The following is a 22,447-nucleotide window of genomic DNA, read 5'->3' as shown; positions in this document are numbered from 1 at the left end:
TATGGCGAACCTCAATGGCTCCCTCTCTCCGACTTCCACGGCGGCGACCCGCACGAATTCATCGGCGTTCAGCCGTATCGCCCGGAACCTTGTGCTACAGCAGCTGAAACGACTGGAAGCTGGAACGCTCACCATCCGGGAAGCCGGATTTGATGATCTCGTGTTCGGGGATGGCAATACCGCCTTCCCGGCGGCTGAGCTTGTGATTCATGACCATAGCACCTGGAGTGACCTGCTCACAGGCGGCAGCATCGGAGCAGCCGAAGCGTTCGTAGCCGGAGACTGGTCGACACCGGATCTTGTCGCCCTGCTCCGTTTCTTTACTCGCAATGTCGACCGGATGAACGAGTTCGAGGACCGTTTCAGTTGGATAACCAAGCCCGCACTCAAAGGCTTGCACTGGCTCAACAGAAACACGCCTGAAGGGTCCAGAAAGAACATCAGTGCCCATTACGATCTGGGCAACGACCTCTTTGAGCTGTTCCTGGATCCGACCATGATGTATTCCTCCGCCATCTACCCGGAGGCGAATTCCACCCTCGATGCGGCGTCCGTCCATAAGCTGGACACCATCTGCAGGAAACTGGATCTCAAGCCGGGCGATCAGGTCATCGAGATCGGAACCGGCTGGGGTGGTTTCGCCATCCACGCCGCCAAGCACTTCGGTTGTCACGTAACCACCACAACTATCTCTCGAGAGCAGCTGGCCTGGGCGCAAGCGCGCGTGGCCGAGGAAGGTCTGCAGGACAGCATAACCCTGTTGTTCGATGACTATCGCGACTTACATGGCCAGTACGACAAACTCGTCTCCATCGAAATGATCGAAGCGGTGGGGCCGCAGTATCTGGACAGTTACATCAACCAGATCAGCACACTGCTGAAGCCGGACGGCATTGCGCTGATCCAGGCGATCAATATGCCGGAACAACGATATCGCAGAGCCCTGAAAAACGTCGATTTCATTCAGCGCTATATCTTCCCCGGCAGCTTCATCCCGTCGTTTGGCGCCATTCTGGACTCCGTACGTAGCCAGGGCGATCTCGTTCTGACCCACGCGGAAGATATCGGCTTCCATTATGCCCGCACACTGAACGACTGGTGCGAGCGTTTCATGGCCCGTAGCGAGGATCTCGAAAAGCTGGGATACGACCAGAAATTCCGCAGGCTCTGGCATTTCTACTTTGCCTACTGCGAAGCGGGGTTCAGCGAACGCGCCATTGGCGTGTCCCAGATTCTGTTTGCCAAACCGGGCAACAAGAACCCTAACCTGCTAAGCGTATGATCAAATCAGGCCCGGCGAGCAACGTCATCAACTTCGTACTGTTCCAGGCCGGCTGGATCGCATGCGTGCTTTATCCTGGGCTTCCAGCTGCAGGTCTCGCTCTCCTGTTTCTCGGTTTCCATATTGCGGTGATTAGCCGAAACCGCTGGAGCGAGTTGCAGTTCATCGGACTGGGCACCGTGCTCGGCGGGATACTGGACGGCGTCTGGTTCCGTACCGGCATTCTGGATGACGGCAGCGGCACTGTATTACTCACCCCGCCATGGTTAGTGGCAATCTGGGCGCTATTCATGACGACCCTCTGTCACTCACTTGACTGGATCAGCAAGCAGCGCTGGCTGTTGTTCGCGTTCCCGCCGCTTGCCGGCCCCTTCGCCTATTGGAGCGCCAGCCAATTGGGCGCTGTTGAACTGCCTGATTTCTGGTTATCCATCGTGGCCCTGGCCATTGGTTGGCTGGTCATCTTTCCGGGGCTTTTGTACCTGCGCCGACTTCTGTACCCGGAGTTACTGGCATGAAAACGCTTGTGGTTGCCTGCTGCCTGGCGATGCCTATCGGTGTTTGCGCCAGCGCAACCATGACCTTCCAGGGAGTTGCAACGTCCAGCAATGGTGAACTGCTGTACACGGAAAGTCATCAGGTCTCGGGACTCTGTGAGTCCGGGCAGTTCCGCCCTACCCGACAGAATGTGGAGTATCGCCACGCCGACGGAGGGACAGTGTTCGCCAACAAAGAGATCCGCTATGACAATTCGGTTCTAAGACCGGCCATCACATTCGAACAACCGGATTTTCGGGAATCTCTGTCAATCAGTTACCCGGAAACCGCCAGGCTTCTTATTGCGTGGGTACCGCCAGGCGAGCAAGAAAAGACGTTCACTGTGCCTTTCTCCGATAATGTCGTGGTTGACGCAGGTTTTGACCAGTTGGTGAAGAATAACTGGCGCAAGATCCGATCCGGAGAACCCGTGACGTTCCAGTTCCTGGCACCGACCCGGGGCGAAACCTACGACTTCATTCTTGAGCCGGCTGACGATGGCCGGGTGGATGCGGATCACGTGGTTCAGATACGCCCGAGAGGCATGTTGCTCCGGTTTGTTGTCGACCCGATTGTTCTGGGATACAGCAATTCCGGTTTCCTGACCGACTATGTTGGCCTGACCAACATTCGCAAGACCAAGGAAAAAAACTACACGGCTCACATCCGCTATGAGATGAGACGCCAGTCACCTTGTAATCTGACAGGTTAGACGCGTCCCACAAGCCACAGCCTGAATACCCCGGTCCTGTGGTAAACTCCGGTCGGAATCCACGCCGGAGACACCGCACTCATGATGTTTGTTTCTTTCAACGTCAATAGCATACGTACACGACTGCACCAGCTCGAAGCGGTCGTGAACACCCTGAAGCCCGACTTTATCGGCCTGCAGGAAACCAAGGTTCGCGATGAAGAATTCCCGGTCGAAGCGATCAAGGACCTTGGGTACCACGTTCACTTCCATGGCCAGAAGACCCATTACGGGGTTGCACTGCTTTCCCGCATGGAACCCAATGAGGTTGTGAAGGGGTATCCCTGGGACGGTGAAGACTCCCAGCGTCGCCTCATCACCGGCCATTTCACAGTCAACGGCGAAGAACTCACGGTCATTAACGGATATTTCCCCCAGGGCGAATCCCGCGACCATCCGGTCAAATTCCCGGCCAAGGAAAAGTTCTACGCTGACCTCATGAAATACCTGGATGAACTCAAACAACGGGGCGGGCATGTGGTACTAATGGGAGATATGAATATATCGCCGACAGACAGCGACATCGGCATCGGTGCAGACAATGCCAAGCGCTGGCTGAGAACCGGCAAGTGCAGCTTCCTTCCCGAAGAACGGGAATGGCTCAGTCAGGTTGAGCAACGGGGCTTTACGGATGTGTTTCGTCATCTCCACCCTGACGAGTCGGATACCTTCAGCTGGTTCGACTATCGCAGTAAGGGCTTCGAGCGAGAGCCCAAGCGCGGGCTACGAATCGACCTGATCATGGCCAGCGACAGCCTCCTGTCCAAAGCGGCGGAATCCGGTGTCTCATATGACATTCGGGGCATGGAACGACCATCCGACCACTGCCCGATCTGGGCGCGTTTCGACCTTTAAGGCACTTTCCGGCTCGCTATGAAAAAAATCAAAACCCGCGACCGCATCCTCAACACCAGCCTGGCGCTGTTTAACAGCGTCGGCGAACCTAATGTCACGACGCTGCTGATCTCGGATGAGCTTGATATCAGCCCAGGCAACCTTTATTACCACTTCAAGAGTAAAGGTGACATTGTTGAGGAACTGTTTGCGGGATTTGAGGAGGAAATGCTCGACCTGCTCGCCGTGCCGACCGAGGCCGATATCAGTCTTGATCAGCAAGCCTTTTTCCTACACTTGCTGTTCGAGGCCGTCGCCAGATACCGATTCATTTATCAAGACCTGGTGAACATCCTCTCTCGCTACGATCAGTTGCAGGGCCGCTTTCGAAGAGTTCTGAAGAAAAAGACGGACGCCTTTGCGACCATCTGCGCCAGCTTCCGACGCCAGGGTTTCATGGACATTGAGCCTCATCAACTTGAGGCGCTTTGTGAACAGTTAACGCTAACCGCCTGTTACTGGAGCAGTTTTGATAGCCTTTCACATCTTGACGACAGGGATTCGGTTGATCCCGGCCGCGGGGTGTACCAGATGATGCACCTGATGATTCCCTACCTCGCGCCGGCTGAGCAGGCCGAGGCGCTGCTCATGAGCCAGGACTATCTTTGAGGCGGATTACTCCTCCTCGTCACTTCCTTCCAAGCTGCGGCGCCTGTTGAGCTCGCTTTCAAGGATCTCGATCCGGCGTTCCAGGGCCTCAATTTCTTCGCGCCGATGAATGCCGAGGCGGCGCAACGCGCCCGAAACCCGCTCATCAAACATGTTTTCGAGCTTGTCCCAGGTACCCGTCGCACGGTCTTTCACGTCACCAACCCGGTCCTCTACAGACTTGATCTGTTTCTCTACGACACCACGGGTTTTGTTTTCCAGCTGTTCGCCTTCCTGCACAAGCCGATCGAAAAAGCGGCCCGTATCTTCCTCGGCCTTGGTATACGCCCCCAAACCTGCAAGCCAGATCTGCCGGGCAGAATCCTTGATTTTTGCTGCCAGTTGCGGATCATTCTCCGGCTTCTTGTCATTTTCTTCAGACATGTAACAACCTCGGGGATGGGAAATACGCGTTGAAGGCCTATTGTATTACACTGGATCGGTGATTTCAGTCTGCCTGAAACCCGCGCCACACAAGGCTTCAATATAAACACCCTTTCAATATGAAAAAATGTTTTCAAACGAGAGTGAGTCGCGCTTGAAGTGTTCAAAATATAGTCAATACTTCCCTATACCGGTATCCCTGCTGATGCCGGTTTGTCTGGAAGTCTTTCATGGATACTACTCGCACGCCTCTGCCCGGCAATCTTTGCCGGGCTTTTTTTGCCCGTTATTGCGCATACTTATAAGCTTATTCCATAATAGGCATTTGCATGACCATGGAGACTGAAATGATTGATATTGCGTGGAGTAACTTCACTCCCTGGGCCGCGCTTCTGGGCGGCGTACTGATTGGACTCGCCGCCGCAGCATTCCTGCTGCTGAACGGCAGGATAGCCGGTATCAGCGGCATCCTGGGCGGGTTGCTGGTTCCCGCCCGCGGTGACACCGCCTGGCGAGTGGCCTTCCTTCTGGGCCTGATCGGCGCACCCACCGTGTGGATGCTCGGCTCAGACCTTCCCCCCATCGAAATCAACGCGGATTACCCGGCGCTTATCGCCGCTGGCCTGCTCGTTGGTGTTGGCACACGCTACGGTTCCGGTTGTACATCCGGGCACGGGGTTTGCGGACTGTCGCGCCTCTCCGTGCGCTCACTGGCTGCTACGCTGAGCTTCATGGCAGCCGGCTTCATCACCGTTTACATCATCCGACACCTGCTGGGAGCCTGACACCATGAAATATTCGCTCGCTTCCCTACTCTCCGGCCTGATTTTTGGGCTTGGTCTTATTGTCTCGGGCATGGCCAATCCGGAGAAAGTACTCGGATTCCTGGATATTGCAGGCCTCTGGGACCCATCCCTGGCATTCGTCATGGGCGGCGCGATCATCGTCGGGCTCGGTGCGTTTGCAATCGCTCGAAAGCGCACACTCTCATTCCTGGGCTTCGACATGAGGATCCCTACCAATAACCACATCGACAAGCGCCTGATTATCGGCGGCCTTGCGTTTGGTGCCGGCTGGGGTATCGCTGGATTCTGCCCGGGGCCGGGACTGGTCGCACTGGGTGCCGGCGAAGCCAAGGCCGCCGTCTTTGTGGCCTCAATGGTCTCGGGAATGATCATTTTCGAAGTGATTGAGCGCGCAAGATCCAGGGCAGCTGTGTAATCATACACGCTGACTGAACAATATCCGGAGGACTCATGGACATACGAAAGATCGACGAAACGATTTCCGTCTCACCCCAGATCACCGTCGATGACGTGGCGGAACTGGCGCGCCTCGGCTTCAGAACCATCGTCGCCAATCGGCCGGATCACGAGGAACCCGGACAGCCGCTGATGTCCGACATTGAACAGGCGGCCAAGACTCACGGGCTTGACTGGGTATACCTGCCGGTCGAGTCAGGTAACATCACGGACACTGACGTCGACAGCTTTGCACCAATGATCCGGGATGCGGAAAAGCCCGTATTGGCCTTCTGTCGTTCTGGCACACGCTGTACCATCCTGTGGGCACTGAGCGCAGCACGCACGGAAGAGCCAGCCAGTGTTGTGGCCAGAGCCAGGAACGCAGGCTATGACATCAGCGGGCTCACTCCCAGGATGATTCAACAAGCCAGTCATCAGCAATAACACGCCATAGGGTCAGGAAACGCCGCATGCAGTACAAAGGTTCGGAGAACTTCAGTCATAACCAGCCGGAGCGCGTTGGGGTTTTGATTACCAATCTCGGCACTCCGGACGCGCCAACACCCTCGGCGCTCAGACGGTACCTTGCGGAATTTCTGGCAGACCCCCGGGTCGTTGAAGTACCACGGCCGATCTGGTGGCTGATCCTGCACGGCGTCATTCTTCGTATTCGCCCCAGGCGGTCTGCGAAGGCTTACGCCGGTGTCTGGCAACCCGAGGGCTCTCCGCTCCTGATCCACACCGCGAAGCAAGCTGAAGGTATCCGGGACTCCCTGCGGCAAAAATATGGGCAGAACGTGGTGGTCGGCTTTGCCATGCGCTACGGCAACCCGTCCATCAGCAAGGTTCTGGACGAGATGCAGGACGCAGGCGTGCGGAAACTCGTCGTGCTGCCCCTGTACCCACAGTATTCGGCCTCCACATCCGCCTCGACCTTTGATGCGCTGTCCAGTGACTTCGCCAAACGCCGGTGGCTTCCGGATCTTCGGTTCATTTCCCATTACCCGGATTTCCCGCCCTACATCGAGGCGATGGCACGCCACATCGAAGCCCATTGGGCCAACCACGGCCGGCACGACAAATTGATCCTCTCCTACCACGGGGTTCCGCTGAAATACCTGCTCAAGGGCGACCCCTATCATTGTGAGTGCCATAAGACATCGCGCCTGTTAGCAGAACGACTCGGGTTGGGCGAAGACGACTACATGACCACCTTCCAGTCTCGGTTTGGGCGTGAGGAATGGCTGAAACCCTACACGGACGAAACCCTCAAGTCCCTTCCCGGCAAAGGTGTAAAAACCATTGATGTGTTCTGTCCCGGCTTCTCGTCGGACTGCCTGGAAACGGTGGAGGAAATTAATGAGGAGAACCGCGAGTACTTCATGGAGTCCGGCGGCAAAGGGTTCAGTTACATCCCGGCCCTGAATGCTTCGCCGGTGCATATTGAGGCTCTGGTGGCACTCATTGAGGAAAACCTGAAGGGGTGGGATATGCCATCAAACTCCCCGGAGGAGCTCTCAGGGCGCCAGCAGCTGGCGGATCAGCGTCAAGAAGCCACCTACCCCGGCAGGAAAATCTGACCGGGCCCTACTCGCTCTTACTCCCTTCGGTGGATGCGGTCGGAACTGACTGGCAGAACGTGCACTCTTCCGTATCCACCGCCGCACCTCCGGATTCCACGTACCGGATCCGATGACTTGCCTGCCCTCGATTAGCCGAGACAAAGAACTTTCGCTGCTCGCGATCGATCTCTTCCCGAGGCTTTTCTTTTTCGTGTTGCGACATAGTGCCCTCCGACGTCTGCCTTAATCCAATTATCTTGGAATCGGCAACACATCGCCAATAAGGGAAACCCGCCTGCACGGCAAACATCATAACGGCGACGGAACGCTTGGGCGTCGAATGGCTGCCGGTAGGTGTGGGCTTTAGGTTAGGACAGATATTCATATCGTAAACGTCTGCTAGGGTTTTGACTGGCTCGTATTGAACGATAGACTTCCCGCCTAGACGCGTAAAATGCCCAACGGCCTCCGGGAGGACTTTTGACTACATGTAACACAGCCATGCTCAAATATCTGGTTGCCGGGCTCCTGCTGACGCTGTTCTCCGCCCCAGTGACTGCGGAAGAAGATGTCGGAAAAAAGGTCGAATACGTCTGTCGGGGTGACCACGTGATCAGCACGGCGGGTTATCGCACCGGATTTCGAGAGAAGAACCGGCTCAAACGCTTAGTCTTCCTGGTGGAAAAGCCCCGGCTTATTACTGTGCGCGAAGGCGACGGCCCCGCCGTGTCGTTTGCCAACTACCAGGTTCGGGATAACCACGTGGTCAGCGATCTTCACAATCAAACCACCTTCCGGCTAAATTTGGCCAACCTGCGCTTCGTAGCGACTTCCCCGGGCAGCCATCTGGCTGCCAGCTCCAATCGCAGCCCCTGGCTGGTCGCCGGGAAATGTCGCGCCCTCTAATTGGTCTGGACTAAGACGGAGGTCACGAGTCTGCTCCCCATAATTCTCTTTGAGCTATACCTAAGTTCACAAGATTGGTCGACAGTGCTTCGGCAGGACGGGGATTCTAGGAGCACTGGTCACAAAGCGGACATTAACAATCCAAGACTTCAAACCGCTTTGTAGATCAGTTACCTGATGTTGTGCTCATTTGACCACACCCGCAACTCATCCAGAATCTTCAATGCACTGCGCCCAAAGTCCGTCAGCTCGTAGGTCACCGCCACTGGCCGGTCGTTGATCACTTTCCGCACCACCATCTTTCGGGCCTCCAACTCCTTCAGCCGTTGATCAATCATTTTCTTGCTGGCACCGCCGAGCATGCGAGCCAGGTCATTGAAGCGCACCGGACCGTCTTTCAGGTGAAAGATGATCGACCCCGTCCACTTGCCTCCGATGATGCGCATGCCGCGCTCAATGGCGCAGGGTTCCAGGCAGACATTGATCGCGGTTTTTCGGCCTTGAGCGTCTGTTTCTACATGGCTTCCCATGGTTACACCTTGAATAAAAAAGCAGGTTACTAAAAGTATACTAATTGATCGAAGAATACAGGTACCCATAGTATACCTGAAATGAATTAGTAACCTACCAACTGAAGAGATCGGAGGCCCAATGAGCAACATCCTCATCATTAACGCCCATCACCACTACTCCTTTGCCGAAGGCAAACTGAACGGCACGCTGGTCCAGATGGCCGACGAACTGCTGACCGCCAAGGGTCATCAGACTCGCATCGTAAAAGTGGACAAGGGCTGGGACGTGGACCAGGAACTGGAAAACCATCAGTGGGCAGACATCGTGATCCTCCAGACCCCGGTCAACTGGATGGGCGTACCCTGGACGTTCAAAAAATACATGGACGAGGTGTACACCGCCGGCATGGGTGGCGCGTTATGCAATGGTGATGGGCGCACGGAAGACGCGCCCAAAACAAATTACGGCACCGGCGGCACCTTGGCAGGAAAAAAGTACCTGATCTCGCTGACCTTCAACGCGCCGAAAGAATCCTTCGACGATCCGAACGAATACCTGTTCCAGGGCAAAAGTATGGACGACCTGCTGTTCCCGATGCACATGAACTTCCGCTTCTTTGCCATGGAAGCGCTGGAAACCTTCGCCTGCTACGACGTGATGAAAAACCCGCGGGTGGAAAACGACTTCCAACGCTTTTCCAAACACCTCGAAGCCCACATTCCGGGATAAGTCATGAGCACGGGCGGTCGGGTTTCCGACCCGCCTTGCGAGCTCTGAATGTCGGCCTTTGATTAGATGCGCCTTTATTAGCGAACTCGATGAGCAACAAGGCTAAAACTCGTCCCGCTTTGAAACCTTTTTATCCAGACGGATAAAAAACCGATTCGAGAGGATATATTCGGAGAACCAAAAGAAAGGATAGAAGATCGAAATATACTGAAAAGTTGGAAAATGGCGGTGGGCCAGGGATTCGAACCCCGGGAAGGCTACTAACCTTCGGCGGTTTTCAAGACCGCTGCATTCAGCCACTCTGCCAGCCCACCGTTTTTCCATTGCTGCCTGTGTCGACAGCGGTGTGCATGATACCGGAATTGCCTGCGCTGTCAACGCCCTGCATAAATCTAGCCTCCCTTTCCAACATTAACTGTAATTAATGGAATCTGGCGCCGGGTTTTCGGTCATAAACGATTGAAAGTCCGTAAACTGTCATTATCATCAGTGTTAGATTACTCAACTTCTTTCATTAACAACTCAGGGACACCTGAATACAAACAGGCCCCGACGGAGAAAGAGATGCAAAACCGAGAGTACAACTACGAACAGAACCGTGGAAACATGATCGCCCGTGGTTCGGCGACAGCCGCCATCAGCCCGGCTGCCTCCAAGGTGCTCAAGAACACCTACACACTGCTTGCGATGACTCTGCTCTTCAGCGCGGTAATGGCAGGCGTATCCATGAGCATCGGCCTTGGCCGCGGCGCAAGCCTTCTGTGCAGCCTGGGTGCTCTTGCTCTTGTATGGCTGGTTCTCCCCCGCACAGCTAACAGCAGTACCGGCATCGGCGTGGTCTTTGCCTTCACCGGTCTGCTGGGCCTGTCACTTGGCCCTATCCTGAATTTCTACCTGCAGATGGCTAACGGCGGCCAGATCGTTATGCAGGCTCTGGGCGGAACTGCCCTGGTCTTCTTCGCGCTGTCAGGCTATGTGCTGACAACCAAGAAAGACTTCAGCTTCATGCGCGGCATGCTGGTTGCAGGCCTCGTGGTAGTTCTCGTCGCGGCTCTTGGTGCTATGGTAGCCGGCATGTTTGGTGTAGAAATCACCGCATTCAGCCTGGCCATCAGCGCTGCGATCGTCTTCCTGATGTCCGGCTTCATCCTTTATGACACCAGCCGGATCATTAATGGCGGTGAGCAGAACTACATCCTGGCGACCACAGGCCTGTACCTGAACATCTACAACCTGTTTGTGGCCTTGCTTCAGCTGATCGGCGCATTCAGCGGCGAAGATTAATTGCCCACTGCAATCCGTCCAGAAAGCCCCGGCACTTGCCGGGGCTTTTGCTTTCAGTACACTGAACACCAGATAATTTGAGACCGGCTTTCATGAGCGACGCACCCGACAATACATTTTCACTGGTCATTACCGGAGCCCCCTATTCCTCCCAGGCTCCCCAGACCGCCCTGGCCTTTGCCAAGGCCGTCGTGGACTCCGGCCACCTAATTGACCGGGTATTCCTGTATGGCGACGGCGTCCACCTTGCCTCAACCCTCATCGCCCCCCCATCCGATGAACTTCATCTGCCCCACGCCTGGTCTGAGTTTCTGACCGAGCATAAAGTGCCAGCGGTTGCCTGTATCGCCTCCGCACTCCGGCGCGGGCTGGTAAACCAGGAAGAGCAGGATCGCTATGAACTCGGTGCCAGCAATGTGCTTCCAGCCTTTGAGATAGCCGGCCTCGGTGAATGGGTGGAGAGCAATGTGAAGTCCACCAGAACCATCTACTTTCATGCCGGGAGCTGAAACGCCATGGAAACCCTGATCATTATCGACCAGGCACCCTACGGTGGATTCTCCGGGCGGGAGGCGCTGGATATGGCCTTCTCACTGGCCGCATTCGATCAGCCTGTCAGCCTCTTGTTCACGGGCGCCGGAGTAAACTGGCTGCGCAAGGGACAGATGCCGGATGAGATTTACCAGAAATCGGTGGAGAAAAATCTGTCGGCAGCGCCGGTTTTTGGCATTGAGAAACTGCTGGCGGACGAAACGTCGTGTCTCCGCTACAACCTGGACAAGGAGGACTTGCCGGCAGGTGTCGTTGTGGTCGATACCGATGCCAAGGTGATAGCTTCTTTTACCCAGGTGCTTTTTGCCGGCTAACCGACCTTCGGCACAATCTAATGAACCGGAAATGACCCCATGAGCGACTTTCACACCCTGCACATCCTGAACAAGCCGCCCGAGCATCCCCGATTTGCAGAATGCCTCGGCATGTCGTCCTCTGATGACGCCCTGCTTCTGATCGAGAACGGTGTACTCGCGCTGGCCAGTCCTGAACGACTTTCAGACCGAAAGGTCTACGCCTTGTCGCCAGACGCCAGAGCCAGGGGCCTAACAGCTTCTGAGGGGCTGCTGGACTACACTGACATGGTCTCTTTAACCCTCAAGGCCGAACGAGTCATCTCGTGGTAATCATGAACAGCCCAACCTCCCCTGCCAGAAACAACGAAGGCTTTCTTGAGGACGCTTCCGCGTGGACTCACGACATCGCCGCGGAAATCGCCACCGAAGACGACATTTCTCTTGGTGAAAAACACTGGGAAATCATAGAGTTTTTAAGGGATTTCTATAAAGAACATGAAATCTCTCCTCCCTCAAACCGGCTGTTTGTAAAAGCAGTCAGGGAGGCGTTGGGCGAGGAAAAGGGCAACAGCATCTACCTTATGCAGCTGTTCCCGGGGACACCGGCTAAGACGGCCTGTCGGATTGCCGGATTACCCAGGCCGACGAATTGCCTTTAATAATCCCGGCGTGAAGAATCGTTGTCGGTCTGGGAGCGCCGGTTCACATCTGCGGCGGTGCCAAGAAAAGAAGAAAGCCCGTTCTCGAACAGCCCTGAGCCAAATTTCAGGAACTGACGCGTAGATTCGCGCACCGTTCCATCCAGCGCGCTCTCGGGAAGCTCTCGCAGAGTTTCTCCGACGCCTTTCTTGACGCCCCGGGTCACGGACGGCTCAATCTCCTTCGTGGCTTCAACAAGCTCTTCCACCTTGTGGTCGAGGTAGGGGCGAACAACGCCACGCCAGAACCCATAAAGAACCGCCAGGACCAAGGTCGCTGACGCCAGGGCATGAGCCAGTACGGATAACCAGATCGGCATAACAATGTCTCCTGCGCGCCGAGGTTCGCGCTTCAGAAAGTGAGGTACGTAAACGAGACGAACTGCAACGCGCCGGCCAGGGCTCCAAATATGCCCCCCACAACCATCAACTGCAGTTCTTCTTCACGGAACGCGGGCCTGAGTATGTCCTGGAATTCTGTCGGCCCGAGCGACTTCATCTGCCCCGAAAGCACTTCAGCCACCACCGGTGCCCGCTCGCGGTTGAATTCCGGGTCACTAAAGACATCCCGGGTGGCCAGCACCGCTTTCTGGTTCATGGCCTTCTTGAGCTCTGTGTAACCGGTCATGCCGACCGTGACCTGGGCAGAAAGCTTCATGATCATCGAGTTATCAAGCAGGGGCCGCAGATGCTTCTGGATAATGGCGCGGGTACGATCACCATGGCTGCCATGAATCATCGCATCCGCGACTTTTTCCACCGTGATCAGCTCCTCGGCCACCAGCTTGGCCCAGATATCGCTGATCTCCGGCTGACGGCGCAGAAACAGCCCCTGCACGTTCCAGAAAAACACACGATGAGGACGAACCGGCGCAAAGATAAGGTTAATAGCAACCCAGTTCGTCAGGAATCCGATGACGAACCCGCCCACCGGCAACAACCATGGCTCTGGATACCGAACCCACAGAGGCACCAGCGCAGCACCGAGGATCGCGCCGATGATTGCTCCGCGATTAATGACGGATTTCAGTTCGACAGCACCTGCCTGCTGGAAGATCCGGTTCATGAGATCCGGATTGCCCGCGAGCTCACGACTGAGCAGCGCTTTCAGGTCCACCAGATCATCAAGATCATCGCCGAAATCTTCCACAAGCTCTTCAATACGTGAAGGCAGTTGCTCACGAGCCCACTGGTAGATTCGATTACGAAGGAAAAGCGGCAGATTGTCCCAAAGCACCGGCTGAATCTCGTACATCACTTCGTCGATGTACTCATCAAGCCTCGGCGTTACCTGCGACACCACCTGTTCGACAATGCGCTGGGGTTCCAGTTTTCGGTAAACGGCATTGAGGTCACCGAACTGCTGGAGCGTTCGGTCAATGCAGATGTGCGCCATCTTTTCCGCTTTCCTGGGGATAACACCCTGCCAGCCCACCATTCCGATCCCGATGAACTGAACCGGATAGAAGGACATCTGAATGGCAAGCCAGTTGGTTAACCAGCCCACCACGGCGGCCATGACAGGCACGGACAGAAGCGCAGCGTCGAACAAGTGAAACCCCGAGTCAGAAATTCGGCCTTAGTTGCCGACAGTTATAAGTTCGTTGGCAGACAGCATGGTAACCTCGGGCCGCTGCCGTTTATATGACAAATCATGAAGTAACCGGAATGTCACAACATTGGCCGTGACGCCCTGGCAACAGTGAAAATACGGCAGCTTGCAGAAGTGTGAGCCGTGCCCGGGTAGGCACGGCTGGGCAGGGCTCAGAAAGGAATTACTGGTAGTACGCGTTTTCGGTGTTGGTGTGGTCCGTTACATCGCGGACGGTTGTAATTTCAGGGACACGCTCCGTCAACGTTGTCTCGACGCCCTGTTTGAGCGTCAGGCTGACCGCAGAGCAGCCCTGACACCCACCACCAAAACGCAGAACCGCCACCGAACCATCAACGATCTCAACGAGAGACACTTCGCCACCGTGAGCCGCCAGGTTTGGATTGATCTCGGAAGCCAGAACATAATTGACACGGTCCGGCAATGGCGCATTCTCATCAACATTCGGAACCTTGGCATTCGGAGCCTTGATGGTGAGCTGGCCACCCATCTGGTCCTTGGAATAGTCAACGAATGCTTCCTCAAGGAACGGGACCGAAGCGTGATCGAGGTACAGTGTGAATTTGCCCAGATCAACCTGCTCGTCAGTCGGCACAATCTCGTTAGGCGGACAGTAGGCAAGGCAGGTTTCCGCGTTCTTGGTACCGGGCTGAGTGACGAAGATACGCACCCCCATGCCCTCCACGTCCTGCTTTTCGATAAGTTGAGCAAGATAATCCCGTGCGGGATCTGTCACAGTAACCAATGCCATGTTTCCAACCCGTTAGTAAGTTTGACTCTATTTTAAGGGAGTTCTCAGGAACATAAAAGACCGAGTAAAATAGTCGGGCATTATCGGTACTACTGAATTTCCCTTATTCGCGGTAAAACCTGGCGGTAGTTGATAATCATCATTGGTACTAAGACGACACCCACCATTTTTGCTATGATCCCGCGCCATTGACATAAATGCGCCGTTAACAACGACATCCGGAAGTAAACGCTATGACCGATCGCAACACCCGTCTGGAACAGCTCAAACAAGCCCTCAAGGATCGTATCGTGGTTCTCGATGGTGGTATGGGTACCATGATCCAGAACCAGAAGCTGGACGAGACGGCCTTTCGTGGTGATCGGTTTGCGGATTACGAGCGCGAAGTACAGGGCAATAACGACCTCCTCAATCTGACCCAGTCTGCCCTGCTCCGGAACATCCACGCTGACTATCTTGACGCCGGCGCCGATATCATCGAAACCAACACCTTTAACTCCACCCGTTTGTCTCAAGCCGACTACGGGCTCGAGGAGATCGCAAAGGAACTGAACGTTGAAGGCGCCAGGCTTGCCCGGGAAATTGCCGATGAATTTACCCGCAAGAACCCATCCAAACCCCGTTTTGTTGCTGGCGCTGTAGGCCCCACCTCCCGTACCGCGTCCATTTCACCAGACGTTAACAACCCCGGGTTCCGGAATGTCGATTTCCAGACCCTCGTAGACAACTATTACGAGGCCGTAGCAGGCCTCGTCGAAGGTGGCTGTGATCTGATTCTTATCGAAACCATCTTCGATACCCTGAACGCGAAAGCGGCAATCTACGCAACTCAGCAGTATTTCCAGGACAGCGGCATCGAGCTGCCGATCATGATTTCCGGAACCATTACCGATGCTTCCGGCCGTACCCTGTCCGGACAGACCACCGAAGCGTTCTGGAATTCCGTGGCCCATGCCAAGCCCATCTCCGTGGGCCTCAACTGCGCCCTGGGCGCGGATGCATTACGCCCCTATATCGAGGAACTGGCCACCAAAGCGGAAACCTATGTCAGCGCCCATCCCAACGCCGGCCTTCCCAACGAATTCGGGGAGTATGACCAGACGCCAGAGGAAATGGCGGAGATCATCGAAGGGTTTGCCCGTGACGGCTTCCTGAACATTATCGGTGGCTGCTGCGGCTCCCGCCCTGATCATATCGAGGCGGTTGCAAAAGCGGTCGCCAAATACGAACCCCGTAAGATCCCTGAACGCCCAAAGGCCCTGCGCCTGTCTGGCCTTGAGCCGTTTACCGGCGATGAGAACACCCTGTTCATCAACGTCGGCGAACGCACCAACGTCACAGGTTCCAAGCGTTTTCTGCGCCTGATCAAGGAGGAGCAGTACGAGGAAGCGCTCAGCGTCGCCCGCGACCAGGTTGAAAACGGTGCCCAGATCATCGACATCAACATGGACGAAGGCATGCTGGATTCCAAGGAAGTCATGGTGACGTTCCTGAATCTGGTGGCCTCTGAGCCGGACATCTCACGCGTACCCATCATGATCGATTCATCCAAGTGGGATGTGATCGAAGCTGGCCTGCGCTGCATTCAGGGCAAGGCGGTGGTCAACTCCATCAGCCTCAAGGAAGGCGAAGAAGAGTTCATCAAGCGCGCCAGGGACTGCATGCGCTATGGCGCTGCGGTTGTGGTCATGGCTTTCGATGAAAGTGGCCAGGCAGATACCTTTGAGCGGAAAACCGAAATCTGTAAACGGTCCTACGAGGTTCTCACCGGTATTGGCTTCAACCCGGCCGACATTATCTTTGACCCCAACATTTTCGCCATTGCTACGGGTATTGAGGAACACAACAACTACGCGGTGGATTTCATCAATGCCACCCGCTGGATCCGTGAGCATCTGCCCCATGCGTCCATTTCCGGAGGTGTCAGCAACGTTTCCTTCTCCTTCCGTGGGAATGACGTAGTACGGGAGGCCATTCACTCGGTGTTCCTGTATCACGCCATCAAGGCAGGGATGAACATGGGCATCGTCAACCCCGGCCAGCTCGTGATCTACGACGAGATTGATCCCGAGCTCAAGGAACTGGTTGAAGATGTGGTACTCAATCGCCGGGACGATTCGACCGATCGACTTCTGGAAATCGCAGAGCGCTTTAAAGGCAAAGGCGGAAAGACCCAGGAAGAAGATCTTGCATGGCGCGAATGGCCCGTCGAGAAGCGCCTTGAACACGCGCTCGTCAAAGGCATCACCAACTACATTATTGAAGACACGGAAGCCTGCCGACTCAACGCCGAGCGGCCGATTCAGGTTATCGAAGGGCCATTGATGGACGGCATGAACGTGGTCGGTGACCTGTTCGGGGACGGCAAGATGTTCCTGCCCCAGGTGGTTAAAAGCGCTCGGGTGATGAAGCAGGCCGTTGCCCACCTGATTCCGTTTATTGAAGCGGAAAAATCCGAGGGTCAGGAAGCGAAAGGCAAGATCCTGATGGCTACGGTTAAAGGCGACGTTCATGATATCGGCAAGAACATCGTCGGCGTGGTCTTGCAGTGCAACAACTACGAAGTCATCGATCTTGGCGTTATGGTGCCGTGCGACAAGATTCTGGAGACGGCTCGCCAGGAAAATGTCGACATCATCGGACTCAGCGGGCTGATCACACCGTCTCTGGATGAGATGGTTCACGTGGCCCGGGAAATGCAGCGTCTGGATTTTGATATTCCGCTGATGATCGGCGGCGCGACGACCTCCAAGGCCCACACGGCGGTTAAAATCGAGCCGCAGTTCAAGAACGACGTCGCGCTGTATGTGTCCGATGCCTCCCGCTGCGTAAACGTGGCCTCACAACTGCTTAGCAAAACAGCCAAGCCTGCCCTGATTGAGGCGACCCGCAAGGAATACGACGAAATTCGTGAACGCCGGAAAAACCGCGGAGAACGCACCAAGCTGGTTTCCATCAAGGAAGCCCGCGACCGCGCTCCGGAGATTGGCTTTGAGGGTTACGACATTCCCAAGCCTGCGTTCACCGGCGTGCGTGTGTTCGAGGAATATGACCTGAACGAACTCGTTGACTACATCGACTGGACACCGTTCTTCATTTCCTGGGATATGTCCGGTAAATACCCGGCTATCTTTGACGACCCCAAGCGTGGCGAGGCAGCTCGCACCCTGTTCGACGATGCCCAGAAAATTCTGCGCCGGATCATTGACGAGAAACGCGTGACAGCCCGTGCGGTCATTGGTTTCTGGCCGGCAAACCGTCGCGGTGACGACATCGTGGTCTATCGCGATGAGTCCTGCTCCGAGGAGCTGACGGTCCTGCACCATCTGCGTCAGCAGGACGAAAAGGCACCGGGCAAGCCAATGATGGCGCTCTCGGATTTTGTCGCTCCGGAAGGGTCAGGCAATACCGATTACGTTGGCGGTTTCGCGGTCACGACCGGCATTGGCGCTGAAGAATTCGCACAGGAATTCAAAGATGCCCACGACGACTACAACTCCATTATGGTGAAGGCTCTGGCCGACCGCCTGGCCGAAGCCTTTGCAGAGCGTATGCATGAGCGTGTGCGGCAGGAGTTCTGGGGTTATGCCGGAGAGGAAAGCCTGGACAACGACGACCTGATCAAAGAGCGCTACCGTGGTATCCGCCCTGCCCCCGGATATCCGGCATGCCCGGATCATACGGAGAAGGCGACGCTGTTCCGTCTGCTTGAGGCCACCGAGAACACCGGCATCGAGCTGACAGAGCATTTCGCGATGTTCCCCACCGCCGCGGTCTCCGGCTGGTACTTTGCCCATCCGGATTCGAAATATTTTGCCGTCGGTAAAATTGGCGTTGATCAGGTTGAAGACTATGCTGAACGCAAGGGGATCTCTAAAGCCGAGGCAGAACGCTGGCTGGCGCCCAGCCTGGCGTACGACCCGGCAGAATAACGAGGGATCGAAGCGTCAGTACGCCTGCTAAACGGGAAATCTATGACCAATGTCTCCGAAACCGAGAACAACAAGAACGGAAACAAACCCGGCATTTTGAAAATCATGCAAAGCGTGCTTGCCGGCGCCATTGGCGTTCAGTCCAACAGGCGCCGGGAAGAGGATTTTTCAAGCCACAGCCCGTGGCCCTACATTATTGCCGGGGTGTTGTTTACGGCGATATTTGTTGCGGGGCTGATCGTTGTGGTTCAACTGGTCATTGCCAACCAGTGACGATCCCTATTGCCCAGACACCCAGACCACCGCAAAGGCCACAACCAGCATCACCAGAGATACGGCCGCGATGGCGTCAACATGGCTGTCGGTACGTGCTGAATTCTTTTTCATGGACCTCACCTCTTCCAGTTGCTCGTTAAGCTTGTTGTTTTGTCTGTCTCAGTTAAGCCTGCAAATTGATATCCGTCCAGTCCCGGCGCCGTTTGCTTATCGCCTGAGCCGATAAACATATTTTGAAATAATCATTTTAAGAATAAAAACTGGGTGATATCCTGCCTCGCAGATATAAGGACCCGACCCTCGGGTCCATTGAAACGGTTTCAGGCAGGACCTTCTCTTATGTACGTATACGACGAGCACGACCGGCAACTGGCTGCCGAGCGCGTGGCCCAATTCCGTGACCAGACCGAACGGGCTTTGGCCGGTGAACTCGAAGAAGACGAATTTCTTCCTCTGCGTCTGCAGAACGGCCTCTACGTTCAGCGCCTTGCTCCCATGCTTCGGATTGCGGTGCCCTATGGCATGATGCGTTCTGCTCAACTTCGTCGTCTGGCCCGGATAACCCGCGACTACGACAAAGGATACGCCCACTTTACGACCCGCCAGAACGTTCAGCTCAACTGGCCGGAGCTTGAAGATGTGCCGGACATTCTTGCCGAACTGGCGGAAGTGGAAATGCACGCCAACCAGACCAGTGGCAACTGCATCCGTAATACCACGACCGATCAGTTCTCAGGCGTCCAGTCCGATGAACTGGTTGATCCGCGGCCCTATTGCGAAATCATTCGTCAGTGGTCCACGTTCCATCCGGAGTTCGCCTTCCTGCCCCGGAAATTCAAGATTGCGGTGAACGCGTCCGAGAATACCGACCGTGCAGCCATCCAGGTTCATGACATCGGCCTCCAGATTGTACGTAACGATGCTGGAGAGCTCGGTTTCCGGGTTCACGTAGGTGGAGGCCTCGGCCGCACCCCAATGGTGGCACCGGTCATTCGGGATTTCCTGCCTGAACTGGATCTGCTCACCTACCTTGAAGCCGTATTGCGCGTCTATAACCGATACGGCCGTCGCGACAACAAATTCAAGGCTCGCATCAAGATTTTGGTGAAAGCGTTAACCCCGCAAGGGTTTGCCGAAAAAGTGGAAGCGGAATGGGCGCACATCAAGGACTCGCCCACGAAGCTGACGCCAGAAGCGATCCAACGCATCCAGGCGTACTTTACAGAACCGGACTATGCCGCTCTGGATAACGCCACGGATCTGCTCGCCGAACAACGCTTCGAGCATCGGGCGTTCGACCAGTGGCTGACCCACAACGTCGATACGCATAAGAAGCCCGGCTACGCCATCGTTTCGCTGACCATGAAAAAGACCGGAACTCCTCCGGGTGACGTCACCGATCGCCAGCTCGAACAGATTGCCGATCTCGCCGATGAGTACAGCTTTGGCGAAATTCGGGTCACGCACCAGCAGAACGTCGTTCTTGCCGATGTTCGCCAGGATCGTCTGTTTGAACTCTGGCAGGCCATCACTCCGATGGGGTTTGCAACGGCGAACCTGAACACCCTGACCGACGTCATCTGCTGCCCTGGCGGTGACTACTGCGCCCTGGCCAACGCCAAGTCGATCCCGGTCGCGGAAGCAATCCAGCGCCGTTTTGACGACATGGACTACCTGTATGACCTCGGCAGCATTGATCTGAACATTTCAGGCTGCATGAACGCCTGTGGCCACCATCATGTTGGCAACATTGGCGTTCTGGGCGTCGACAAGAAGGGTGAAGAGTTCTACCAGATCAGCCTTGGCGGCTCCTCCCATCACGATGCGTCAATCGGCAAGATCCTCGGCCCCTCCTTTGCGAGAGAGGATATGCCCAACGTGGTATCGAAGATCATCGATGTCTACGTCGAGAAGCGCACCGAAGAAGAAACCTTCCTGGATACCTATCGCCGCGTAGGTATCGATCCTTTCAAGGAGCGGGTCTATGCCTGATTTGATTACTCTGGATGGAAGCATCCGCAACGATAACTGGGTCGTGGTATCACGACCTGCCGAAGGCGAGTCTCTGGCTGTTCCTGACGATCAGGCCGCACTCATTCCTGCCGATCTCTGGCTTGCAGGGCATGAGCACTATGCGGGACGTGATGATATCGGCGTCTGGTTTGACAGCCACGAGGAACCGGAAGCACTGGCAGACAAGGTCAACGAGCTACCGGTGATTGCGGTTAACTTCCCGAAATTCAGTGATGGCCGTGGGTACAGCATTGCGCGTCTGCTGCGGGAACGGTTTGGTTACCGCAATGAGCTTCGAGCTATCGGTGATGTGCTGCTGGATCAACTTCAGTTCATGAAGCGCTGCGGCTTCGACACCTACGTGCTTCGTGCCGACAAGGACATCAACAAGGCGGCGAAGTGTCTGAACTTCTTCAGTCAGGGGTACCAGGCTGCGACTGATACGGATGAGCCTTTGTTCCGCCGTCGGGCTTCCTGACTCTGAGTACGAGAAAAGGGCCTTTGAAAGGCCCTTTTCTGTATCTAAACGCTGCGTGCTGGCTTCTGCACTTTGTCAGCAAATCAACGATTTTCAGCTCCATTATCTGGAATGATCCAGAACGATCTTTCCGGATGACTCACCTTTCAAGAACGCTTTCAGCGCGCTGTCCAGATCGTCCCTGCCGATGTCCTTCGCAGCCGCTTCGGTCTTGCTGCACACCCAGTCAGACGCAAACTTCTTCCAAACGCCCTCTTTTGCCTCCAGTGGAATCTCGACGGAATCCACGCCCAGCAAATTAACACCGCGAAGAATGAAAGGAAGTACGGTGGTTTGAAGGCCCGGACCGGCTACAAGGCCGCAGCAGGACACCGAACCACTGGGCTGTATCTGCTTAAGGAGTTCAGCCAGCGGATCACCTCCAACCGTATCGACCGCGTTGGCAAAACCAGGCTTCAAAAGCGGTTTCTTGTCTGCTGCGAGAACGTCACGACCCACGACTTCTGACGCGCCAAGTGCTTTCAGCTCATCGGCGTGGGAGGCCTTACCACTGATAGCCACAACGTCAAAGCCGAGCTTGCTCAGAAGCTCAACGGCGACCGATCCCACCGCGCCAGAAGCGCCGGTGACCGCCACTTTGCCCTGATCAGGCTTGGCGCCCATGGTTAACAGTTTCTGCACGCAAAGACCGGCGGTGAGCCCCGCCGTGCCGTAGATCATGGCAGTTCGTGCATTCCAGCCAGTTGGCATGGGCACACACCAGGCCGACGGCACGCGGATATACTCGCCGAAGCCGCCGTCGGTATTCATACCAAGATCGTAGCCGGTAACAATGACCGGCTGCCCTACGGCCGGTGTTCCGGTGGACGATTCCACGACCTCACCGGCGGCATCGATGCCCGGTGTATGAGGAAACTTCCGGGTTACACCCTTGTTGCCCGACGCCGAGAGTGCGTCCTTATAGTTCAGCGACGAATGGGATACGCGAATCAACACCTCGCCTTCGGGAAGGTCTGCGGTATTCAGTGTCTGGGTACCGCCAACGTACTCGCCATCACGTTCTTCAACGCGCCAGGCCTGGAATTCGGTATTCGTTGTCATAATT

Annotated in this window: 27 protein-coding genes and 1 tRNA gene; 20 read left to right on the top strand and 8 right to left on the bottom strand. The window is 55.6% G+C overall.

Annotated features, from left to right (window positions below; translation table 11 throughout):
* Nucleotide 1 precedes the first annotated feature (1 nt).
* From D777_RS04095 to D777_RS04075, 5 genes are all read left to right on the top strand, one after another.
* On the top strand, nucleotides 2-1,282 hold the full coding sequence (locus D777_RS04095) for an SAM-dependent methyltransferase (RefSeq protein ID WP_036128958.1): 1,281 nt from the start codon (nucleotides 2-4) through the stop codon (nucleotides 1,280-1,282).
* Entirely contained in the window at nucleotides 1,279-1,800 is a 522-nt protein-coding gene (locus D777_RS04090) for a DUF2878 domain-containing protein (protein ID WP_036128956.1), read from the top strand. The genes D777_RS04095 and D777_RS04090 overlap by 4 nt, the downstream gene beginning before the upstream one ends.
* Complete coding sequence (locus D777_RS04085; RefSeq protein WP_036128954.1) at nucleotides 1,797-2,531, top strand: hypothetical protein; 735 nt, start codon at nucleotides 1,797-1,799, stop codon at nucleotides 2,529-2,531. The genes D777_RS04090 and D777_RS04085 overlap by 4 nt, the downstream gene beginning before the upstream one ends.
* A gap of 81 nt (nucleotides 2,532-2,612) precedes the next feature.
* On the top strand, nucleotides 2,613-3,425 hold the full coding sequence (gene xthA, locus D777_RS04080; RefSeq protein WP_036128952.1) for an exodeoxyribonuclease III: 813 nt from the start codon (nucleotides 2,613-2,615) through the stop codon (nucleotides 3,423-3,425).
* An 18-nt stretch (nucleotides 3,426-3,443) separates the two neighbouring features.
* Entirely contained in the window at nucleotides 3,444-4,073 is a 630-nt protein-coding gene (locus D777_RS04075; protein WP_036128951.1) for a TetR/AcrR family transcriptional regulator, read from the top strand.
* A 6-nt stretch (nucleotides 4,074-4,079) separates the two neighbouring features.
* Here D777_RS04075 and D777_RS04070 read toward each other — a convergent pair whose 3' ends face one another.
* A complete protein-coding gene (locus D777_RS04070) occupies nucleotides 4,080-4,496 on the bottom strand; it encodes a phasin family protein (protein ID WP_036128949.1) in 417 nt (138 codons plus the stop codon).
* Nucleotides 4,497-4,843: 347 nt separating this feature from the next.
* Between D777_RS04070 and D777_RS04065 the strand changes: the two genes are divergently transcribed.
* From D777_RS04065 to hemH, 4 genes are read left to right on the top strand one after another with little or no spacing between them, the layout of a single operon-like run.
* Nucleotides 4,844-5,281 carry a YeeE/YedE family protein gene (locus D777_RS04065; RefSeq protein ID WP_036128948.1) on the top strand — a complete coding sequence of 146 codons (438 nt, stop codon included), beginning with the start codon at nucleotides 4,844-4,846 and terminating at the stop codon, nucleotides 5,279-5,281.
* A gap of 4 nt (nucleotides 5,282-5,285) precedes the next feature.
* The gene (locus D777_RS04060; RefSeq protein WP_036128945.1) at nucleotides 5,286-5,717 is read left to right on the top strand and encodes a DUF6691 family protein; all 432 of its coding nucleotides are present in this window, start codon (nucleotides 5,286-5,288) and stop codon (nucleotides 5,715-5,717) included.
* Between the two features lie 35 nt (nucleotides 5,718-5,752).
* Nucleotides 5,753-6,184 (top strand): TIGR01244 family sulfur transferase, encoded by a 432-nt coding sequence (locus D777_RS04055; protein WP_036128943.1) that lies wholly within the window; start codon nucleotides 5,753-5,755, stop codon nucleotides 6,182-6,184.
* Nucleotides 6,185-6,210: 26 nt separating this feature from the next.
* Nucleotides 6,211-7,320: a ferrochelatase gene (gene hemH, locus D777_RS04050; protein WP_036128941.1), complete on the top strand. Its 1,110-nt coding sequence runs from the start codon at nucleotides 6,211-6,213 to the stop codon at nucleotides 7,318-7,320.
* A 7-nt stretch (nucleotides 7,321-7,327) separates the two neighbouring features.
* Here hemH and D777_RS04045 read toward each other — a convergent pair whose 3' ends face one another.
* Nucleotides 7,328-7,525, bottom strand: a complete 198-nt coding sequence (locus tag D777_RS04045; RefSeq protein WP_051668965.1) for a hypothetical protein — start codon at nucleotides 7,523-7,525, stop codon at nucleotides 7,328-7,330.
* 257 nt (nucleotides 7,526-7,782) lie between these two features.
* Here D777_RS04045 and D777_RS04040 point away from each other — a divergent pair, with 257 nt between their 5' ends.
* A complete protein-coding gene (locus D777_RS04040) occupies nucleotides 7,783-8,208 on the top strand; it encodes a hypothetical protein (protein ID WP_150112596.1) in 426 nt (141 codons plus the stop codon).
* 170 nt (nucleotides 8,209-8,378) lie between these two features.
* Here D777_RS04040 and D777_RS04035 read toward each other — a convergent pair whose 3' ends face one another.
* Nucleotides 8,379-8,738: a winged helix-turn-helix transcriptional regulator gene (locus tag D777_RS04035; RefSeq protein WP_036128936.1), complete on the bottom strand. Its 360-nt coding sequence runs from the start codon at nucleotides 8,736-8,738 to the stop codon at nucleotides 8,379-8,381.
* 121 nt (nucleotides 8,739-8,859) lie between these two features.
* Between D777_RS04035 and D777_RS04030 the strand changes: the two genes are divergently transcribed.
* Nucleotides 8,860-9,450, top strand: coding sequence for an NAD(P)H-dependent oxidoreductase (locus D777_RS04030; protein WP_036128934.1), 591 nt, complete (start codon nucleotides 8,860-8,862; stop codon nucleotides 9,448-9,450).
* A 223-nt stretch (nucleotides 9,451-9,673) separates the two neighbouring features.
* Here D777_RS04030 and D777_RS04025 read toward each other — a convergent pair.
* A tRNA-Ser gene (locus D777_RS04025) sits at nucleotides 9,674-9,764 on the bottom strand.
* 250 nt (nucleotides 9,765-10,014) lie between these two features.
* On the opposite strand from D777_RS04025, the gene D777_RS04020 reads away from it, so the two are divergent.
* The 5 genes from D777_RS04020 to D777_RS04000 all read left to right on the top strand — a co-directional run bounded on the left by D777_RS04020 (nucleotide 10,015) and on the right by D777_RS04000 (nucleotide 12,241).
* Entirely contained in the window at nucleotides 10,015-10,734 is a 720-nt protein-coding gene (locus tag D777_RS04020; RefSeq protein WP_036128932.1) for a Bax inhibitor-1/YccA family protein, read from the top strand.
* Between the two features lie 92 nt (nucleotides 10,735-10,826).
* Nucleotides 10,827-11,243 (top strand): sulfurtransferase complex subunit TusD, encoded by a 417-nt coding sequence (gene tusD, locus D777_RS04015; protein WP_036128930.1) that lies wholly within the window; start codon nucleotides 10,827-10,829, stop codon nucleotides 11,241-11,243.
* A 6-nt stretch (nucleotides 11,244-11,249) separates the two neighbouring features.
* Entirely contained in the window at nucleotides 11,250-11,600 is a 351-nt protein-coding gene (locus tag D777_RS04010; protein ID WP_036128928.1) for a DsrE family protein, read from the top strand.
* Nucleotides 11,601-11,639: 39 nt separating this feature from the next.
* The gene (gene tusB / locus D777_RS04005) at nucleotides 11,640-11,912 is read left to right on the top strand and encodes a sulfurtransferase complex subunit TusB (protein ID WP_036128926.1); all 273 of its coding nucleotides are present in this window, start codon (nucleotides 11,640-11,642) and stop codon (nucleotides 11,910-11,912) included.
* Between the two features lie 2 nt (nucleotides 11,913-11,914).
* Entirely contained in the window at nucleotides 11,915-12,241 is a 327-nt protein-coding gene (locus D777_RS04000; RefSeq protein WP_036128924.1) for a TusE/DsrC/DsvC family sulfur relay protein, read from the top strand.
* Here D777_RS04000 and D777_RS03995 read toward each other — a convergent pair.
* The 3 genes from D777_RS03995 to nfuA form a co-directional block, all read right to left on the bottom strand.
* Nucleotides 12,238-12,600: a hypothetical protein gene (locus D777_RS03995; RefSeq protein WP_036128922.1), complete on the bottom strand. Its 363-nt coding sequence runs from the start codon at nucleotides 12,598-12,600 to the stop codon at nucleotides 12,238-12,240. The genes D777_RS04000 and D777_RS03995 overlap by 4 nt on opposite strands.
* A gap of 32 nt (nucleotides 12,601-12,632) precedes the next feature.
* Nucleotides 12,633-13,832: a DUF445 domain-containing protein gene (locus D777_RS03990; protein ID WP_201443326.1), complete on the bottom strand. Its 1,200-nt coding sequence runs from the start codon at nucleotides 13,830-13,832 to the stop codon at nucleotides 12,633-12,635.
* A 223-nt stretch (nucleotides 13,833-14,055) separates the two neighbouring features.
* Complete coding sequence (gene nfuA, locus D777_RS03985; RefSeq protein ID WP_036128920.1) at nucleotides 14,056-14,643, bottom strand: Fe-S biogenesis protein NfuA; 588 nt, start codon at nucleotides 14,641-14,643, stop codon at nucleotides 14,056-14,058.
* A gap of 233 nt (nucleotides 14,644-14,876) precedes the next feature.
* On the opposite strand from nfuA, the gene metH reads away from it, so the two are divergent.
* The 4 genes from metH to D777_RS03965 all read left to right on the top strand — a co-directional run bounded on the left by metH (nucleotide 14,877) and on the right by D777_RS03965 (nucleotide 21,342).
* A complete protein-coding gene (gene metH, locus D777_RS03980; RefSeq protein ID WP_036128918.1) occupies nucleotides 14,877-18,575 on the top strand; it encodes a methionine synthase in 3,699 nt (1,232 codons plus the stop codon).
* A 42-nt stretch (nucleotides 18,576-18,617) separates the two neighbouring features.
* Complete coding sequence (locus D777_RS03975; protein WP_036128916.1) at nucleotides 18,618-18,848, top strand: DUF2970 domain-containing protein; 231 nt, start codon at nucleotides 18,618-18,620, stop codon at nucleotides 18,846-18,848.
* 342 nt (nucleotides 18,849-19,190) lie between these two features.
* On the top strand, nucleotides 19,191-20,843 hold the full coding sequence (locus D777_RS03970) for a nitrite/sulfite reductase (RefSeq protein ID WP_036128915.1): 1,653 nt from the start codon (nucleotides 19,191-19,193) through the stop codon (nucleotides 20,841-20,843).
* Nucleotides 20,836-21,342, top strand: coding sequence for a DUF934 domain-containing protein (locus tag D777_RS03965; RefSeq protein WP_036128913.1), 507 nt, complete (start codon nucleotides 20,836-20,838; stop codon nucleotides 21,340-21,342). The genes D777_RS03970 and D777_RS03965 overlap by 8 nt, the downstream gene beginning before the upstream one ends.
* A 102-nt stretch (nucleotides 21,343-21,444) precedes the next feature.
* Here the strand turns inward: D777_RS03965 and D777_RS03960 are convergent, their stop codons facing one another.
* On the bottom strand, nucleotides 21,445-22,443 hold the full coding sequence (locus tag D777_RS03960) for a YhdH/YhfP family quinone oxidoreductase (RefSeq protein WP_036128911.1): 999 nt from the start codon (nucleotides 22,441-22,443) through the stop codon (nucleotides 21,445-21,447).
* Nucleotides 22,444-22,447 lie beyond the last annotated feature (4 nt).

The organism is Marinobacter nitratireducens (assembly GCF_000708045.1).
GTDB classification, from domain to species: domain Bacteria; phylum Pseudomonadota; class Gammaproteobacteria; order Pseudomonadales; family Oleiphilaceae; genus Marinobacter; species Marinobacter nitratireducens.
The sequence above is the reverse complement of the archived record's forward strand: the minus strand, read 5'-3'. Positions and strand labels throughout refer to the sequence as shown.